The organism is Acetobacterium carbinolicum, assembly GCF_047456275.1.
In the GTDB taxonomy this organism is placed as follows: Bacteria; Bacillota; Clostridia; order Eubacteriales; family Eubacteriaceae; genus Acetobacterium; species Acetobacterium carbinolicum.
In genome coordinates this window covers 3147489-3165834 of record NZ_CP173357.1, presented here as the reverse complement: position 1 = coordinate 3165834, position 18346 = coordinate 3147489, and the positions used below count along the sequence as shown (strand labels likewise).

The window sequence follows — 18346 nt, the reverse complement described above, 5'->3', positions numbered from 1 at the left end:
AAAATTTGAACCGGTATAGACCTCAAGTTACAATCTCTATAATTAAAGTCGTTATAATTCAAAATCAGACATAGTATGGATCATCAATTGCCAAGGTATTGTATATTTTAATAATCCAGATTATTCGGATTTTTGCACAGCCATAATAAGAGGGATAGAATGAAAAGTAATTTTGCAAGAATGAAAAAGTTGCTTGCTTTATGTTTTTATGGAAAAAGCAAAACCATAATTATACTAATTGTTTTAGTAATTATACATACATCAATAGTTAGTATCTTGCCATTTCTTTTTGGTTATATTATTGATGCTCTTGTAAACAGTAAATGGGAAAGTATGAAATACTTACTCATAATTCATTTGTTGTTATCTCTTTTTTCTATTATTTTGAATACTATCCGAAACACTATACAGTCACTTTTCATTGCGAGTACAAGAAATGCATTAAAATCTAAAATCTTCTCAAGCATCATCTCAATGCCAAAGAAATCTCAAGATAGTTATAGTTATGGAGAATTAATCAATCGTCTTGAAAATGATGCGGATATTATAGTGAGTTTCTTTGTTGAGACATTAACAAACGTCCTAACAACTTTGTTTAGCTTAGTATATTCGATTGTGTTTATATTTAGTATTTCCAAGAGTTTGTCTGCATTCGCTGTAGGCTACGCACCACTAATGCTTACTATTGCTTTAGTTTCAAATAGAATACTCCGAACAATTTTTCAAGCAGAAAAAAAATATGATGATTCATATTTCGGTTTTTTAAGCGAAGCATTCGCAGGCTTAAGCACGATAAAGACCTTTGTACTTGAAAATAAGTTTGTTAAAAAAGTTGCGGCTTGGTATGAAATCAATATTTCAATTATAAAGAAAAAGGTGGTTACGGAAAACAGCTTTTCTCTATTGCAAGGTAGCATGAATAGCATATTTGATTTTCTTCTTATTCTTGCCGCTATGAATTTAATCAAGTCTGGAAATTTGACAATTGGCTTATTTGTTTCTTTTAACCAATATCTTGAGATGTTTTTCTCTTCGTTATTTCAAACTCTTGGTTATGTTTCGAACTTCAATTATGTAATGGTAAGTATAGATAGAGTAGTAGTCCTTATGAACGAAGCGGATGAGTTTTTAAATAGGTGTACGTTCAACAAAAAAATAATTAACATAGAGTCACAAATCGAAAATAGCATAAAAATAGAAGAACTCAGTTTTGGCTATAATAAAATTTGTATACTAAAAGGGTTATCTCTTTCAATTAATAGTCCTGGTCTTTATACAATCGTTGGTGAAAATGGCGCTGGAAAAAGTACGATACTAAGTCTACTGAATGGTCTATATTCATTTACGCAAGGTCTAATCGAGGTTAATAATATAAATCTAAAAGAGTGGGATTTATATACGCTAAGGAATGAAGTGCTGTTTCTACAGAAGGACACTTTTTTTCTCAACGAAAGCATCTTGGATAATTTCTTTTTGTTTGATGAGCATTTTGATTTGGATGGAATAAAAGACGCATGTAAACAAGTAGAGGTACACGATTTAATAATATCTCTTGCAGAAGAATACAACTCACTTATGGGTAACAAGGGTGATAATTTTTCTAGCGGTGAAAAGCAAAGACTAAATTTTGCGCGCATTTTAAATAAGGATTATTCGATACTATTACTTGATGAAATAACATCTGATATAGATGGTAAGTCGGAGAAGAAAGTAGTTGATATAATTCAAAAAATTGCAAAAGAAAAAATAGTGCTTTCAGTTAGTCACAAAATTGAGTTTATTAAACAGAGTAAAATGATATTTGTGTTAAAAGATGGAGTGATTATCGATGCTGGAACTCATCCCGAATTGGTAAAAAGAAATAAGAGCTATCATGCTCTGTTTCAATAGTTTTAATAGAAAGACTTTGGAGAAAAAATGGAATTAACAATAAGAAATATTACGAAGGACTATGGGAATAAGCGGGCGGTTGACCATGTTTCGATGAAGATCTCCTCTGGCGTTTGGGGACTATTGGGCGCCAACGGTGCTGGCAAGACGACACTCATGAGGATGATCGCCGGGATTCTAAAGCCCACAGACGGCGAGGTCTGTTACAATAACGTCAACATCATCAATCTTGGTGAGGCTTATCGCGGGCGCTTCAGCTACCTGCCACAGACCTTCGGCTTCTATCCCGAATTTAACGTACAGGATTATTTGGAATACATCGCATGTCTGAAAGGTCTTAACCGTCATGAGACGAAGGGGAAAATCGAACAATTTCTGGATATCATGGGGTTGCGCGATGTGCGCAAAAAGAAAATCAAAAAACTCTCCGGCGGGATGCAGCGGCGTGTCGGCATTGCCCAAGCGCTGTTGAATGATCCAGAGATCCTCGTCCTCGACGAGCCGACGAGCGGCCTTGACCCGGGCGAGCGCGTCTACTTTCGCAACATCCTTTCGGAATTTTCCAAAGAGCGCATCGTGATGATCTCCACCCACATCGTCTCTGATGTGGAATATATCGCCGCTCAAAATGCCATTATGAAGGATGGACGCATCATCGCTATGGGCAAGACAGATGATCTGGTCACACAGATCCAAGGCAAAGTCTTTGAGGGCGTTGTGTCTTCGGGCATGTACGAGGGGTTTGAGCAAACGGTCTGCGTCGTCAATATGAAAAATATCGATCAGGAACGTGTTGCCGTGCGTTACGTCGCCGACGTACCGATGACGCAGAACTCGAAATCCGTAAATCCTCGGCTGGAAGATCTGTATCTGTGGATTTTTCGGGATACCACAGAAGGTCGGGGTGGCTTATCATGAGATTATTTCTACTCGAATGCAAACGGGTTTTTACATCGCGAATGGCCATTGGAGCTATGACTTTTTCCCTCATCGTTTCACTATTTTTATCCTTTTCAATGATTAACGGGATTAAAATCACGGATCGCGATATCAACACACTGTACAAAGGTGCAGCAGCCCTCGATTATGCGCGGGCGATTGCGGCACCCAACGAAGGGGAGATGACTCCCGAAAAACTCATCGCGATGAATGATTTGTACGTCGTCATCGAAAATAAATACGGCGACGGGGATATGAAGAACGTGCCGGAGGAGATCTATCAGGAGAAAATACGCCCCATTCGGGATTTCATCAACGTGCCGGGGCTGGTCTACAAATCGACAGAAACCGGCGTGACCATCCCGCCGAAGGAACGAACGTCTGAGATGCTAACCCATTTTTATATCGCTCGCGACGCCGCCCTCCCGGACTTTATCCGTGATAAATATACACATGACGCAGAGAAAATAAACGCGGTGATGGAGATTAATACCAAGCTGCAAACGCCGTTTTATTACGCATCCACGTTAGGGTGGAATGATGCGCTTGAAAATATAGGATTCATTATCCTCCTTCTTGCTTTCGCCATTGTGCTCGTAACTTCATCCGTTTTTTCCTCCGATTATCAAACCGATGCCGATGCCATTCAGCGAACGACGAAAAAAGGCCGTCTGCCGCTCGGGCTGTCAAAAATCGGCACCAGTCTGCTGTTTGCCGTTGTCAGCTACTTCTTTTGCATCGGGCTGATGACGGCCATCTTTATGTATTTTTGTGGCACCGAGGGGCTGCGTGCCTCAGTGCAGGTCGTGGAACCCATGTGCATCGCACCGATGACCTTTCGCGATTTATTAAAAGCCTTACTTATGAGTGGATTATTAACGATTCTGGCCATTACCGCCTTTTCGCTTCTTGTCTCTTCACGCACCAAAACGCCGGTAGTCTCATTGATTATCTCCGTTGCGATGATTCTCGCACCCACCGTCATTGTCTTAATTTCAATGGGAGATATGGCCAATTGGATTCGACTTTGCCTGCCCTCGGGAGGCCTCGGTGTGATGGGCACGATCTATTATGAAATCATGGCTTATGTCAATATATTGAAAATCGGTACCGTGACCATTTGGTCGCCCAATGTGGTTCTTGTTGCGCCGATCGTGCTTATTCCCATCTTAATTATCTTTACCTTACGAAGCTATATCAAATTTCAGAATTAGGAACGGGGAGACATGAGACTATTTTTTCTTGAATGCCGACGCATCTTAAAATCAAAAACGACAAGAGTCACCTTCCTAATCGTCCTGATCGTAACCCTGTTACTAACCCAGATGCTCATCAGTGGAGAGTGTATTTATGACCAGGACATGAAGCCCATCATTTCGGGTGAGGAAGCGATTGAGAAAAAGCGAGCCTTTTCCACCGCCATCGAAGGGTTACTGACACCGGAAAAACTGACAATTGCCAGAAAAACCTACATGGATTTTGTCAAGGAATATGGAGATACAAAGAGTATTCCAAGTGATATCTATCGGGAAAAGATCATGCCTATTCGAGCCCTCGTCTTTGTTTCCACGGGTCTTATGTGGGCCTATAAAAAAGACGATCCCTATTTTCCAGAAACATATAGCGCTGAGGATGTAGGGAATTATTATAACATCCGAGAAGAAGTGATCAATAGAAATCTCAAGGCATCCATTAAGGACGATAGCATCAGTATGGAAAAAGCCTACGCACTAGAGAACCGCGTAAAAAAGCCGTTATACTTTGCAGATGTTACTTCATGGTCTAACGGTGTAGAAAATATGGGAATGGCAATGATGCTTGTGACAATCGCATCAGCCATCACTGCCAGTCTTATATTCTCCGCAGAATACCGCACCGGTTCGGACAGTATTCTGCGTACGATGAAATGCGGTCCCAAACGATTGGGATTGATGCGAATTGTCGCAACCCTTGCCATCGCGATTTTGTTCTTTCTGATATGTGTGGGTGTCATGGGTGGCAGGTTTTTAAACGCATTCGGTGCTGATGCACTTCAGGCATCAGTACAAATCCGATGGCCAGCCGCCATCGCACCGCTTACTTTCGGCCAGTTCATTGTGCTGTGCCTCGTTGTAGGTCTCTTGACCAACATCGCTGTGTCGGCTTTTGCACTTTTTGTGTCATCGCATATAGAAATGCCTGTAATTTCAGTGGAGATTGTGATTATCATGATGTTTCTGCCAATGATTATTCATAATAACAGTGAGTCGATCTTTGGCAATTGGATTCGCTACTGTCTGCCCTCAAGCGGGATTTCGATGACTAATAGTTTTTTGTACACAACGATTTCTCATGAGCCCACATTTCTACGCTTCGGTCCCTGGTCTTTTTGGGCTCCGCTGATGATCGTCATTTCCTCGTTGATACTCATACCGATTATGATTTTTCTGACGCTACGAAGTTATACTCACCATGAGTCGATGAAGTAGGAAAAAAGCGATACTTATGACTGTGTTCAGAACTGGACTATAAATATTTCGAGGTGAAGCATGAAAAAATTACTAGAAAACCATAGGGTTAGATTGCTAATTCTTGCAACGGTAATTTCTTTGTTTGCAGGGGTGTTAACAATAAAAGAAGGAGACTTTGAACACGTTTTTTATTTCGGATTTCCTGATGCATTTATTACTTTGCATAGGCATATTTCCGTATTTCCTGCCGGATTGGGAATTAATCCATTGCAATTCATTGCAAATGTAGGTGTAATCTGGTTGATTCTTTTTTATTTGCCTAAAGCATTTCGCAAGTTGGTGTTGATAGTAAGAAAAAAGAAAGATGGCGTTTGATATTGACGACAAGTTATCGTTTTGAAAAAATCGCACATCATTTTTAATAATTATTTGTGCCGCAAGCGATAGCGGCGGAATGGAGATAAAATGAAAAAACAATATTATCTGGATTTAGTATTATTGATCATTATCCTGGGATTATCTGTTTACTTACTGTTTCAAGTTGAAAATCCGGTGTATATCATAATTTTGATTGGCTTTGCCGTCATATTCTCATATATCAATCTGAGATTTAGAATTATCTTTAAATATCCGTATGAAGGTAAACTAAGTATTGGCAATTATTTGGGATATTTTGAAATTCTGTTGGGGAAACTGCTATACATCATTGGCTTATTAAATCTTACAATTGCGAACTCAGATAAGCAGCATAATTTAATCATCTACGGTTTTATTCCCGTTATCTGGTATCTATCGATGTTCCACAATACAGCTTATATCTATGATAGTTATTTAATCTACAATTTTTCAAGGGTTATTGATATCCGGGATATTGAAAGATACGAGATGAAGAAAAAATATTTAGACACATATTCTCTAGCTGTCCATATGAAAAACGAAGAAGTGCTTAAGCTTGGCCTTAATGATTTTAATTGTCATAAACTTCAATTGCAATTGAATAACTGAATGATCCAATCTGCTTGATGTAGCTGCTAATTAATATAGAATTACGTCCGGAAGGTGATTGATACGACCCTTCGGACTTTGTCTTTGTTTAGACTAATGGAGAAATCATGCTGTTAAAAATACTATTTAAGAATTTTCGCAGTAGCCTAAAAGATTATTTGCTATTTTTCATCCACCAGAGCCTCATGGTCGTTATTTTTTTTGTGATGACATTTTTTTCCCGAATTGCCTTCAAGGTGAGCGAGATGGATCATGTTAGTTCCCTCGCTTCTTTTATTTATGTTGCAGTTGTAATTGTCATAATCATTACGCTGGTATCAACCAATATGAACTTGCGAAATTATTTGATGATCCGGAATAAAGATTATCATTTTCTAGCGATTTTAGGTATTCGACCGCAAATGCTTTATCTACTCTTATGCGTTGAATTTGCAATGGGAAGTCTACTGGCAATTCTGGTTGGACTTCTGGGTGGAAGTTTTTGTGTACTGGGAATTGCTGATTTACTTGGTAAGGCAGGCTTTCAAAATGAGATTTTATTGGTCTCAATTTGGAATTATCTTAATAGCAGTTTCATATTTATTGTAATAATCGGGATCTGTATAGCTGGGAACGGTAGATATTTTAGTCGCTCAGGCAATAAAGCAAGCTCTGAAAGCGTGATAGAATGGGAAGCATACAAGGCTTATGATTTACCCTTCTTGTTAATCGGAGGTCTGATTGTAATGGGGATTCTGGTTAACCTGTGGTTTTATTACAGTGTGCTTAATAGTCTCATTTCGATGATGCTTCTGGTAGGGAGTGCTTGTTTAATTGTTTTTTCAGGCAGTCGGTTTATTTTCAAAAAAATGAGAAAAAGCAAAAAATGGTATTATCAAAATTTGTTAACCATTAATCGCATGATGTATCAATTTAACAAGAATAAAAAACTCTTATTTACAATATTTAGTTTGAATTTTTTGATATTTTATTTAATGGGGAGTATTACAGCCTCATATGGAGCTTTAATCAACGCTGAAGAGCAAGAAAGCTATCCTTACGATATTTTCGCCATATCAGAACTTAAGATGGATGAGAATATAATTAATGAATCTGGGATAACAGCGTTTGAGACGATCCCAATCCTGCCAGTATATGACTCAAGTGACAATAGAGAGCCTCATTATTGGGGAATATCACTTAATTCCTATTACAAATTAACGGGTAAAGAGGAAGCACTGGGTGGAAATGAGATTATTTTAATATCGCAGCAAGAGGATGTTCAAAATGGTGTGACAGCCGCTGCGACAACGGCAATGAAGCGAGCCCTAACGATAGCGGGGAGTAGCAGCAATTATCAGATCCAGAAGTATTTTCAAGAAATAATCTTCGGCAAAATATCAAACAAAAATTTAAACAATATTATTGTTTTTAGTGATGAAGAATTTCAACAGAAATATTTTGATACCAATAATAAAACGACACTCTTTCTCGGGGAAATCCCGATAAATTTTGACAAAGCTGCATTTGACCAGAGTAATTTATTGGTCACGGTGTATAAACAAGATCTGCTTCAACAAATTAAAAATGAAAACCAAATGATGTTCCTCATTTTTATCTTATTAGGTTTGATTATGATGATTCAATTGGGCAGTTCGCTTTATTTTCGCTTTTTTACCGATAAGAATCAGTTTTTAGCGGATGCAAGATTTCTAAAACAGCTTGGAATGACCGACAAAGAAGTAAAAAAAATATATACAAAAGAGACCGCTATGCTGATATTTTTGCCGATTGTGACTTCATTTCTATGGAGTGGGTTTTTCTTTTGTGCTGAAATGAAATTTCAAAATGTCGATTTTGTAGAAAACAGTGGTTTGTTTATGGCCTTTGGAATTAGCTATTTTCTGATTGAATTGGCATTCTATAAAATCCTGGAAAGGCAGCTTGTTTCGCATGTGAGTTGTGGTTGAGTGAAGATGGATCTTTTGCAAATATGCAGTCTTAAAAAAAAGTATCGAAAAAAAATATCAAAAGGCACTGTAGTCGAAACGGTGGCAATTGATAAGATGAATTTTAGGATTGAAAGCGGTTCATTTATTAGTATTATGGGAAAATCGGGTTGTGGAAAAACGACGTTGTTAAAATTAATTGGTGGTCTCGATACGCCAACCGAAGGCGAAATATTATACAAGGGAAAATTATTGACGAAATTAAGTCATGATCAGCTGGCTCAGTATCGCCGTGAACAAATTGGATTTGTTTTTCAGGACTATAATTTGATGGATAGTCTGACAATAAAAGAAAATATAATGCTGCCAATGTTATTGGATCATAAAAAGCTGAAAGAAATTGAAGAAAGTGTGCTGTATTATGCCCAGCGCTTTGGAATCAGAAAACATTTGAATAAATACCCGGGGGAATTATCGGGAGGAGAACAGCAACGGGCTTCCATTTGTCGCGCTTTGTCAAATAACCCGAAGTTAATTTTGGCTGATGAACCAACCGGAAATCTGGACTCGCAATCATCAAAAGAAGTGGTGAGGTGTCTAAAAGAAATGAATCAGGAATTGCGAAAAACAGTAATTTTGGTTACCCATGATCCTTATATCGCCAGCTTTGCGGATGAGGTAATTTTATTAAAAGATGGTCTGATTGAAAGATGCCTTGTTAATCATATGGAAAAGGATCAGTTCTTTAAAATGCTGATTGAACATCTTAACGCATTTTGAGTGATTACTTTATGATGCTTTTAGTGCCAAGTCAGGAAATAATTTAAAATTTAGAGCGACAAGTGAGGAAAGCATGAAGAAAGAGTATTATGTAGACTTGGGATTATTGATTATATTGATGATCACAACTCTTTTCACAATAACACAGATCGATAATAATTCATATATAATAATGTTTATCGTATTTTTGGTGCTATCGGCTTATGTTAATTTTAAATTCAGAATCGTTCTCAAATATCCCTACGAAGGCAAATTTAGTTACTTTGAGAAAATGACGTTCTTATTAATGGAACTCGGAAAAATATCATACTTTATCAGCATAACCGATATTGTATATGTGAATCCGAATTTAGACGATCATGATTTTACGGTATATGGTAAATTAGCATTTATCTTATATTTATTGCTCTTTAAAGCAACTTCATATGTGTCTGATGATAAATTAATCTATCATTTCTCAAAAATGGTGGACATAAAAGATATCAAAGACTATGAGCTGAGAGAAAAATCCTTTAACATTTATTATTTATCGCTTCATTTAGAAAATGGTGACGTGCTCAAACTAAGGCTCAGTGATTACAACTATCAAAAATTACAGAAATTTCAATTTGGGATTGAGTGACGCAGGATTACGAGCTAGCGATTAAATTATTTCTAAACCTTAAAGTTAACGAAGTAAAATCGGATCTGGAAGTAGAAGGAGGAACTGAAATTGTCACATTACCAATCAATGATAAAAATTGCCATAACGCCCTGTATTATTTTAGGCCTTGCTATTTTTAGGGACTATTTTATAAGATATCAGGCAACAAACCTTCAATTAAATTTATTATAGGCGTTTGCAAAACGCCACAGCCCGCATAATTACGGGATATTTTTAACATAAAAAAATATAACTCCTCACCAGATTGTGATAAAATTGAGTTGCTTATAAACAAAGCTATCAACCTGAAAGGAGTTATATCATGACTATTTTATCACAAAAACAGCTTTCTTTGGCTGAAGTTTATTCTGATTGTACTCATTTTTTTGAATATGACAAACATCACTTTCTTTCACTACTGGAAGAGAATCTGAATCTTCACGCGTTGATTCCGCATTCATTTTATCAGCATTACTATTCGGCTCATGGCCGATATCGAGATTTTGAACTTTGTTCGATTCTCTGGGCGCTGATCCTGCAGCGGATTTTTTCCATCCCCACGGATACACTCCTGATTACTTTTCTCAAGTTTTCCAGAGAACTCCGCGATTTCTGTGGTTTTAACCGGGTTCCCCACGCATCGCAACTAACCCGTTTCAAAAAAACATACCTGATGGACTTACAATCGCTCTTTCATCGTCTTGTTGATGTAACTGAACCGATCTGCCAGAAAATTGATGCCGAGAAAGCGATGATGACCATTTTTGATACCTCAGGAATTGAAGCCTACGTCACTGAAAACAATCCAAAATTTGCCAATAAAATCATTAAGCAGCTCAAGGCATTTAAAAAATCTCACCAGCTTGATGACGCCTATGATCCCTATAAGGCTGCTTACGGTTCAATGCCCACGCACGCAAAATCCAACCCGGAAATCAAACAGCTCTACATTAATGGACATTTCTGTTACGTCTACAAATTCGGCATCATCACCAATGGACTTGGCATTGTCCGGGATATCACTTTCTATGATGCGAATTTTCTGGCTGATCATCCGGAGATTTCTGTCGAGAAAAAATCAGATTCTCCCGATGAGGACAAATCGCTTCATGATACTAAAGCCCTGATTCCGGTTCTTACAGACTTCTTTAAAAAGCACCCGCTGATTGTCCCCAAACTTTTCATTGGTGATGCTGCGTTTGACAGTTCAGCGATTTATCAGTCCCTCCTTGGGGAGCTGAAATTTGAAAAAGCTTTCATTCCATTGAATCAGCGTGGTAAACTTTCCTATCCGGATTGTCCGGTTAATGCAGATGGGATTCCCTGTTGTCCAAACGATCCTTCTCTTCCCATGAAATCCGAAGGGCGGGCCAAACGAAAGAACGGCCTGATTCGGTTTAAATTCACCTGTCCCAAAACAAAATGGATCAAACAGGAAGCCGGGAAAGCCAAACGTCAGTGTTTCTGTGAAAATCCTTGCACTTCGTCTTCCTGTGGTCGGATGTTTTACGTCTACCCTGAAAAAAATCTCCGGGCCTACCCCGGAACCCTTCGTGGGACACTCGAATGGGCTCGAATCTATAAGATCCGGGGCGTCGTTGAACAATCCATTAATCACTTCAAAGACAGTTTCTGTCTTGCCAACCGTAAAACTCAAAATGCCAAGACACTTCACGCCGATTTGCTATTGGCCGGAATTACCCAGCTGATTACTGCAATTCTTTCCGATACGATTCATCAGCATCAGTACTTACGCAGTCTTAAACCACTCGTTGCCTAGTTGGACTTTTTATCTTCTTTGCCCAGCTTTTGTTTTTGCGCTTTTTTTCTCATCTTCTGCAACATTTTCTTCGCTTTGTTGTTCGTTTCCCTTCTGACTTCATGAAGTCTGTCTGTTTCTTACCGCCGAATTCTCTGTGCTCTAAATCTTTTTCATTTCGCAATTACCTAAATTTATTATGGTATCGCGTTTTGTTTGACTTATTTCTTTACATTTCAACAGGAATATTACTGGCCAGTTTGTACGAGCGCTTTAAAAAAATTCGAATACTAAGAATGACGAAAGTTATCTTGGCAGCTAATATTTTATTACTGATGCTATTTTATGGGGTAAGTTATTTTGGCGTTTTATATTTTGCCAACATCAAAGAAATTTTTGCTTTCAATTTTATCTTGATGGGCTAGTACGGGTACTTATCGATTCATTGTTTTAACTTAAAATGTATTGTAATTAGAGGTGGTATGGAATGACAAAGGAAACGATATGGCTAGTATTTAAAGTAACGGTTAGTGTGCTGATTATCGGTTTATTAAATTATTACCTGATATCAGGTAATAGTTTAAGCATGCAGATCGGTTTTGTTCTTCTGGGGATATTAATCATCCTAAATATCTTTTTTAAGCAATCAAAAAAAAGAATCGAAAAAGTTGTGTACACCATATGTGCAGTGCTTTTGATGCTGATCGGTGCACGTTCGTATGGAATGGATCGTTTCGAACCATTTTCAGATCGCGCTACAGATATTACCTATGAAATTCGAACATCATTAAAAAATGCGAATGGAAATTTTTCGGATATGGCAATTGTTACAGGAAAACATGGGTGGGATCGATTATATCTCCTTCCACCTCGTACGGATGTAAATAAGTTTTTAAAAAAGACGAATCTTACTTGGCAAGGTGACAAAAAAGAGAATATAAAATACCAGGATGACACAGCACTTTTGATATTTGCGCTTGGTTATAAAGTTAGCTGCTATGCTGAAATTAAAAGCGAAGATAGTACAGCAAATTTTTCTGAAGTCGCTCAAGTCAATAATTTTATTAACTCATTCAAAGATGACTAGTATGGTACTATTTAGTCAGAGGAGAATGATAATATGAATAAAAAAATATTGAAAATTGGTCTAATGATCGGGTATCTGCTGTTTTTTATACTGATGGATTTTTGGGTTATAACCATTCAAAACAGCTTTATTACGAAGGAACCGCTGAGCACCATTTTTTATTTTAGTCGCTATAGGGGGATGATACTGATTGGCTTTTTTAAATGGTTTGTGCTTGGTTTTCTGCTACATTTTCTGAGTGAGAGAAAAAAGTTGAGATTCAAAGTTGACATCATTTATCTTGCTATTGCAATTATGTGCGCAGCGATATATTATATGATAAATTTTTGTATTCTTGTTCCAATACCAACGATTTATAGTGGGAAATATATGATTCAATTGATGTGCCTCATTCCGATTTTATCCGGATTTTTTATGTTTGAAGGTTTGTTTTCAAACGAAACATCTTCTTAATGCAATGTATCAATACAAACAATAGAATAATAAAGAGATTACATAAAAAGAAAGGTGCTTATTTTGAATATATTAAAAAAAATCTACCCATACTTTATTATACCATTAATAATGTTGTATATTAATATTATTGCCAAGATGAGTTTTTTGTATAAGAACAGTCCTATAGATTCAAACTTTAATTCAACCTTGCCATTTTTTATCGGTGATGGCTTTTTCTTTACGAATGTTACGATGCCTCTGATTAGCATGATGTTTGGAATGTTGTTAGAATTATTGACCAGAAAACCAGCAGCACTTAAAATTAAGATAAATGGATCGTTTATGACTATAGCATTTATTGTTGGATTTTTATATTATATGCCGTATACACCAGCATTTGTTCTATTTACATATATAAATGTTAATCCGGTTTTGATTAGGAGTGCACCAGCCGTTTATCTCATCCCAACCCTTGCTGGATTTTGTTTGACAAAAGGCTTACTTGCTTCAAAAGAAAGTGCAAATGACTAACTTGGATTCGCCTAAATAGAATCCACATTGTTCAAAGGAAAAATAAAAAATTATACAAGCATACAATACGCTCTGGCTTTGGCATTTGCCGGAGTTTTTTTAGTCTATACAAAAAAAAGCGACTGTGGGATAATAAACAAAACGGATATGAGTGAGGTCGCACAAATGAGAATATTACATACCGCCGATTGGCATTTAGGAAAAAATATTGAAGGTCACAGCCGGATGGATGAGCAGGCCTGCTTTCTGGCGGACTTTGTTAAAATAGTCAGGGAAGAAAAAATAGATCTACTGATCATTGCTGGAGATGTTTATGATAGCTATAACCCACCGGCCAGAGCTGAGGAATTGTTTTATGAGACCCTAAAGCAATTATCCGACGGTGGGAAACGGCTGATTCTGGTGATTGCCGGCAATCACGACAATCCCCAGCGCCTTGAAGCGCCGGGACCGCTGGCCCGGGATCACGGTATTCTGATGGCCGGGGTGCCAAAGACCATCATTCCAACCGGGGTGTATGGCAAACATCAGGTGGTGGAATCCGGGGAAGGTTATGTGGAGATTGAAATCAACGGCGAACGGGCTGTGATACTGCTGCTGCCTTATCCCAGTGAGAAACGGCTCAATGAGGTTTTATATGATCTGACCATCGCCGACGATGAAAATCAAAAATCCTACAGTGACCGGATCCGAACCTATTTTTCGCAATTGGAGTCTCATTTCAGAGACGATACCATTAATCTGGTGACCACCCATATCTTTGCCATGGGCAGCGAGGAAGCCGGATCAGAGCGGACGATTCAGCTTGGTGGCACCTATATTGTCGATGGCCAGTGCTTTCCCGAAAAAGCCCATTACATCGCCTTGGGACATATTCATAAACCGCAGGTTATTCCCGGCACCAATGGCCGGGGGCGCTATGCTGGTTCGCCGATTCATTTTAACCGCCGGGAAATTGCCTATGGAAAAAAATGCATGGTGGTGGAAATTATTGTAGAAGCGGGTGCCACTATTAAAAATGAGATTCGCGAAATTGAACTAAAAGTTTATAAGCCCATCGAGGTCTGGAAATGCGAGAATGTCGATGACGCCATTGCCAGATGCGAAGCTAATGGGGAGCGATCCTGCTGGGTTTATCTGGAAATTGAGACCGATCACTATATCCGGGAAGATGAAATCAAAAAAATGAAGGCTCATAAGGATGATATTCTGGAGGTGATCCCCCGGCTGACCACCTTAGAAACCGAGGCCAGCCTGGAAGCGCTGACAGAAAAGTCCTTTGGGGATGTGTTTAAAGAATTTTACCGCCGTGAAAGGGGCACTGAAGCCGATGATGAGGTCCTGGAACTGCTGCTTTCACTGGTTGCTGAGGAGGAAAAACAATGAGACCAATCCGACTAAAAATTAAAGGGATTAACAGTTTTCAGGAAGAACAGCTGATTGATTTTGAGGCCCTGACCCAGGCCGGAATTTTTGGTATTTTCGGGCCCACCGGCAGCGGGAAATCCACCATTCTGGATGGGATTACTCTGGCGCTTTACGGCAAACTGTCCCGAAACAGCAGTAATTACATCAATGTCAACGACGAGAAGGGCAGCGTAGTGTATGAGTTTGTCATCGCCGGCGCTGCGGAGAAAACCTATCAGGTCAGCCGCGAGTTTAAGCGCAATAAAAATGAGGGCATCAATCAGGGGAAATGCCAGCTGCTGGAATTAAGACCCGAAGGGGCATTGGTGCTGGCGGACAAAACCACTGAGGTGACTAATGCCTGTGAGGAAATCATTGGTTTGGGTCTCACCGATTTCACCCGGACCGTGGTGCTGCCACAGGGAAAATTCAGCGATTTCTTAAAGCTGGAAGGAAAGCCCCGGCGGGATATGTTGGAGCGGCTTTTTAACCTATCCAAATATGGGGATGATCTCTCCAACCGTCTGAAAACAGAAAGAATCAATGAGGTTGAAAAGCTCAACCAGATCGTCGGCAGCATGAAGACCTATGAAGGCGTTACACCAGAAGTGCTGGCCGAAAAGAAGAGCAGCTACGAGCAAAACCATCAGCAGCTCAAAGAAAACCAGCAACGGTTTGATAAGCTGAGTACCCAATTATCTGAAGCCAAGGTTTTAATGGGTTTGCTCACTGAGCAGAAGAACGTCAAAGACGAAGTCCGAAATCTTGAAACAAAGCAAATAGAAATCACCGAAAAAGAACAGCAGCTGGCGCTGGGGAAAAAGGCCCTGGAAGTGCGACCTTTTCTGGAAGCGTTTAAAACCCTCAAAAACCAGGTTCAAGAAAGCGGAAGCAGTCTGCTTGGCAGTGAAGACAAACTGGCACTACTGCTGTTGGAAAAAGAAGATTGTGAAAAGAGCTTTAGTCAAACCGACGCGTACAAAAGCGAAAATCTCTTTAAATTTCAGAGCAAGTTGGAAAAGGTGGCCGATGCCATTATCTGGAAAGAAGCCCAGTTGGCTCTGGAAACGGAAATCCATGATCTGAATAAAAAAATGGATGCGAAAAATCATCAGAAGATCAGCCTGGAAAATGAAAAAGCACGACTGATTCAGAAAATGGAAAAGGTAAAAAAGCAGCTTAATGAGCAGCGTCTAGAGGAAAGAAAGTGTCGGATCGAACCGGATCATCGCGAAAAAATCAGCCGGGGGATTGATATCACCAAAGAAATTGCGCGGCTGAAAAACGAAATCGAAAATGATGAAAAGCGTTTGTTAAAAAACCAAAGCGAAATCGATAAACTGCTCGAAAGCGGGAAAAACCTTGAAGAACAAAGACAGTTTTTAGCAAGCGAACAGTCAGCTATCGAACAGGAACTTAATACCCATGAAAAAAATCGACCGGCTACCTGGGACAGTATCGGCAAGCAAAAAGAAGCGATCATTAGCAGCAAAAACCGTTTTCTCAAACAAAGGGAGAGCAAAGAGAGCCTTGCGGCACTGGAAAAGCAGATTGACACCCTGGTTCAGTCCATTGAGTCGAAAAAATCGACTGAAAAGCTGTTAAAAGAAAAAATGGCAGCAGTAGAAAAACAACTGATGCGGTTGGAAAATAAAAATATGGGGCATAAACTCAGAGAACAGCTCAGTGCCGGAGAACCCTGTCCGGTTTGCGGTTCAATCGAACATCCTCTGACGGCGGATCTGGAAGAATCGGATGATGCAATCCGGGTGGAGGTCATCAATAATACCTATTTGCAGCAGCAAAAGGAATTGGCCGAACTGACCGCGGAAATTGCCCAATTAACCGGAAGCTTTACCATCCTGGTTGAAAATCAGAAGAATCTAAAAACAGAAATCATCAGTCTTGGGGAAGCCATTCCTGAGGGGCAACCGGAGTTGCTGGAGATCGCTAATACTGAGCTAATTATGAATCTGGAAACCTGGGAAGTGTTGCTAAAAAAACTGGAAAGTCGGAATCATGAAGCAAAAAACCAATTATTAAAGCTGGAAGGGGATCTCAAAGAAAAAACGGCAAGCAAGCAAGCCCTGCTTATTCAGACCCGGGAAGTGAAAGAACTTAAAAAGAAGAGGGAAACAGCATTTAGTGAGCTGACGACAGAAGGGGCCAAATTAAGAATAAAGCTAACGGTGCCAAAAGCCTTTGATTTTGATGCCGCTAATGAAACCATTAAAAAGAGGGATGCGCGGCGGGGCGAATTAATGGATAGCCTTGAAAAGCTGGAAAAAGGGCTTGCTGCCCATCAGCAGCAGTTGGAGAAACTCAGCGAAACCATTCATGACATTAACCGCCAGGTGCAGGAATTCTTGCTGCTCATTGGTGAAAAGGCCAGGCAGTTTAAAGAAAAAAGAACCGCCATTGAGGAAAAACTGGGAAAAGATTATGAGCTGAAAGAGCTGGGTGAATTAAAAGATAAATTTATCGGTAACATCAAATGGATTGAAAATGCCTGGGCCACGGCGAAGAAAAAACTGGAATCGGCCCGGGAAGAGTATGGCAAAACCCAGGAAACGGTGACCATTAAAAAAGCCAATCTTAAGACCCTGCAAAGCCAATTTGAGACGACTGAAACAGCCCTGAAAAAGCAGTTAAATACCCTGGGCTTTAAAGATCTGATCACTGCTCAAAATGCTTGCATTGCGGAGGATAGCATTAAAAATCTGGCAGCGGATATTGAGGGTTATTATCAGAACCGGACTAAATTAAGTGGCAAGCTGGAAGATCTGAACAAAAAAATTGATGGCAGAGCGATGACCACCTCGGCTTATGATGAGATTGTTACCTCCCATCAATTGTTAGAAGAAAGCATTGAACAGCAGAAGGGCCTGGAAATCCGGTTAAAAACCAGCATTGACGATTTAGAAAAACGCCTGGCGGAGCTGGCAAGCTATTTAGTCGAAAAGGAAAAAGTGGATCACCGGCTGGCACTAATTGCCGATCTGGAAAAACTGTTTTCCGGCAAGCGCTTTGTCGAATTTGTCGCCGTTTCCCGGCTTAAGTACATCTCCATTGAAGCATCGAAACGGCTTACCGAGATCAGTAACGGCAATTACGGACTGGAAGCCGATGATGAGGGGAAATTCATTATCCGGGACTACAAAAACGGCGGGGCTGCCCGGGATGCTTCAACATTATCAGGCGGGGAAACCTTTCTGGCTTCCTTATCATTAGCGCTGGCGCTTTCCGCTGAAATACAGTTAAAAGGACGGGCACCACTGGAATTTTTCTTCCTCGATGAGGGCTTTGGCTCCCTCCATGAAGATGCCCTGGAGGTGGTGATGAACTCCATCGAAATGCTCCATAACGACCGCCTGAAGGTGGGGATCATCAGCCATGTGGAATCGATCAAGAACCGGATGCCGGTCAAACTGCTGATTACCCCCGGTGAGGCCGGTGTCGGCGGCAGTAAGGTGCGGATTGAAAAATAAAACG

The 18346-nt window shown here is 39.7% G+C and carries 14 protein-coding genes and 1 pseudogene; all 15 read left to right on the top strand.

The annotated features are described in order from the left end of the window. Nucleotides 1-159 precede the first annotated feature (159 nt). The 15 genes and pseudogenes from ACIZ62_RS14750 to ACIZ62_RS14680 all read left to right on the top strand — a co-directional run bounded on the left by ACIZ62_RS14750 (nucleotide 160) and on the right by ACIZ62_RS14680 (nucleotide 18342). Nucleotides 160-1890 (top strand): ABC transporter ATP-binding protein, encoded by a 1731-nt coding sequence (locus ACIZ62_RS14750; protein WP_414150493.1) that lies wholly within the window; start codon nucleotides 160-162, stop codon nucleotides 1888-1890. 27 nt (nucleotides 1891-1917) lie between these two features. Further along, nucleotides 1918-2808, top strand: coding sequence for an ABC transporter ATP-binding protein (locus ACIZ62_RS14745; protein ID WP_414150492.1), 891 nt, complete (start codon nucleotides 1918-1920; stop codon nucleotides 2806-2808). Next, nucleotides 2805-4043: an ABC transporter permease gene (locus ACIZ62_RS14740; protein ID WP_414150491.1), complete on the top strand. Its 1239-nt coding sequence runs from the start codon at nucleotides 2805-2807 to the stop codon at nucleotides 4041-4043. The genes ACIZ62_RS14745 and ACIZ62_RS14740 overlap by 4 nt, the downstream gene beginning before the upstream one ends. A 12-nt stretch (nucleotides 4044-4055) precedes the next feature. After that, nucleotides 4056-5297 (top strand): hypothetical protein, encoded by a 1242-nt coding sequence (locus ACIZ62_RS14735; RefSeq protein WP_414150490.1) that lies wholly within the window; start codon nucleotides 4056-4058, stop codon nucleotides 5295-5297. Between the two features lie 60 nt (nucleotides 5298-5357). Beyond that, nucleotides 5358-5654, top strand: a complete 297-nt coding sequence (locus tag ACIZ62_RS14730; RefSeq protein ID WP_414150489.1) for a hypothetical protein — start codon at nucleotides 5358-5360, stop codon at nucleotides 5652-5654. 90 nt (nucleotides 5655-5744) lie between these two features. Further along, nucleotides 5745-6284, top strand: coding sequence for a hypothetical protein (locus ACIZ62_RS14725; RefSeq protein WP_414150488.1), 540 nt, complete (start codon nucleotides 5745-5747; stop codon nucleotides 6282-6284). Nucleotides 6285-6529: 245 nt separating this feature from the next. Continuing rightward, the gene (locus tag ACIZ62_RS14720) at nucleotides 6530-8233 is read left to right on the top strand and encodes a hypothetical protein (protein ID WP_414150487.1); all 1704 of its coding nucleotides are present in this window, start codon (nucleotides 6530-6532) and stop codon (nucleotides 8231-8233) included. Between the two features lie 6 nt (nucleotides 8234-8239). Next, a complete protein-coding gene (locus tag ACIZ62_RS14715) occupies nucleotides 8240-8992 on the top strand; it encodes an ABC transporter ATP-binding protein (protein WP_414150486.1) in 753 nt (250 codons plus the stop codon). A gap of 73 nt (nucleotides 8993-9065) precedes the next feature. After that, a complete protein-coding gene (locus tag ACIZ62_RS14710) occupies nucleotides 9066-9614 on the top strand; it encodes a hypothetical protein (RefSeq protein ID WP_414150485.1) in 549 nt (182 codons plus the stop codon). Between the two features lie 349 nt (nucleotides 9615-9963). Beyond that, nucleotides 9964-11344 (top strand): annotated as a pseudogene (locus ACIZ62_RS14705) (transposase). 537 nt (nucleotides 11345-11881) lie between these two features. Beyond that, nucleotides 11882-12481: a hypothetical protein gene (locus ACIZ62_RS14700; protein ID WP_414150484.1), complete on the top strand. Its 600-nt coding sequence runs from the start codon at nucleotides 11882-11884 to the stop codon at nucleotides 12479-12481. 33 nt (nucleotides 12482-12514) lie between these two features. After that, nucleotides 12515-12934 (top strand): hypothetical protein, encoded by a 420-nt coding sequence (locus ACIZ62_RS14695; RefSeq protein ID WP_414150483.1) that lies wholly within the window; start codon nucleotides 12515-12517, stop codon nucleotides 12932-12934. Between the two features lie 63 nt (nucleotides 12935-12997). Continuing rightward, nucleotides 12998-13447 carry a hypothetical protein gene (locus tag ACIZ62_RS14690; RefSeq protein WP_414150482.1) on the top strand — a complete coding sequence of 150 codons (450 nt, stop codon included), beginning with the start codon at nucleotides 12998-13000 and terminating at the stop codon, nucleotides 13445-13447. A 165-nt stretch (nucleotides 13448-13612) separates the two neighbouring features. After that, nucleotides 13613-14833, top strand: a complete 1221-nt coding sequence (locus ACIZ62_RS14685; protein ID WP_414150481.1) for an exonuclease SbcCD subunit D — start codon at nucleotides 13613-13615, stop codon at nucleotides 14831-14833. Further along, nucleotides 14830-18342, top strand: coding sequence for an AAA family ATPase (locus tag ACIZ62_RS14680; RefSeq protein WP_414150480.1), 3513 nt, complete (start codon nucleotides 14830-14832; stop codon nucleotides 18340-18342). The genes ACIZ62_RS14685 and ACIZ62_RS14680 overlap by 4 nt, the downstream gene beginning before the upstream one ends. Nucleotides 18343-18346 lie beyond the last annotated feature (4 nt).

Excerpts from the sequence above, each read along its gene's own strand:
- ACIZ62_RS14695 (WP_414150483.1), top strand. The coding sequence starts at position 12,515 with ATGAATAAAAAAATATTGAAAATTGGTCTAATGATCGGGTATCTGCTG.
- ACIZ62_RS14725 (WP_414150488.1), top strand. The coding sequence starts at position 5,745 with ATGAAAAAACAATATTATCTGGATTTAGTATTATTGATCATTATCCTG.
- ACIZ62_RS14745 (WP_414150492.1), top strand. The coding sequence starts at position 1,918 with ATGGAATTAACAATAAGAAATATTACGAAGGACTATGGGAATAAGCGG.
- ACIZ62_RS14685 (WP_414150481.1), top strand. The coding sequence starts at position 13,613 with ATGAGAATATTACATACCGCCGATTGGCATTTAGGAAAAAATATTGAA.
- ACIZ62_RS14700 (WP_414150484.1), top strand. The coding sequence starts at position 11,882 with ATGACAAAGGAAACGATATGGCTAGTATTTAAAGTAACGGTTAGTGTG.
- ACIZ62_RS14710 (WP_414150485.1), top strand. The coding sequence starts at position 9,066 with ATGAAGAAAGAGTATTATGTAGACTTGGGATTATTGATTATATTGATG.
- ACIZ62_RS14720 (WP_414150487.1), top strand. The coding sequence starts at position 6,530 with ATGGATCATGTTAGTTCCCTCGCTTCTTTTATTTATGTTGCAGTTGTA.
- ACIZ62_RS14750 (WP_414150493.1), top strand. The coding sequence starts at position 160 with ATGAAAAGTAATTTTGCAAGAATGAAAAAGTTGCTTGCTTTATGTTTT.
- ACIZ62_RS14715 (WP_414150486.1), top strand. The coding sequence starts at position 8,240 with ATGGATCTTTTGCAAATATGCAGTCTTAAAAAAAAGTATCGAAAAAAA.
- ACIZ62_RS14680 (WP_414150480.1), top strand. The coding sequence starts at position 14,830 with ATGAGACCAATCCGACTAAAAATTAAAGGGATTAACAGTTTTCAGGAA.
- ACIZ62_RS14740 (WP_414150491.1), top strand. The coding sequence starts at position 2,805 with ATGAGATTATTTCTACTCGAATGCAAACGGGTTTTTACATCGCGAATG.
- ACIZ62_RS14735 (WP_414150490.1), top strand. The coding sequence starts at position 4,056 with ATGAGACTATTTTTTCTTGAATGCCGACGCATCTTAAAATCAAAAACG.
- ACIZ62_RS14730 (WP_414150489.1), top strand. The coding sequence starts at position 5,358 with ATGAAAAAATTACTAGAAAACCATAGGGTTAGATTGCTAATTCTTGCA.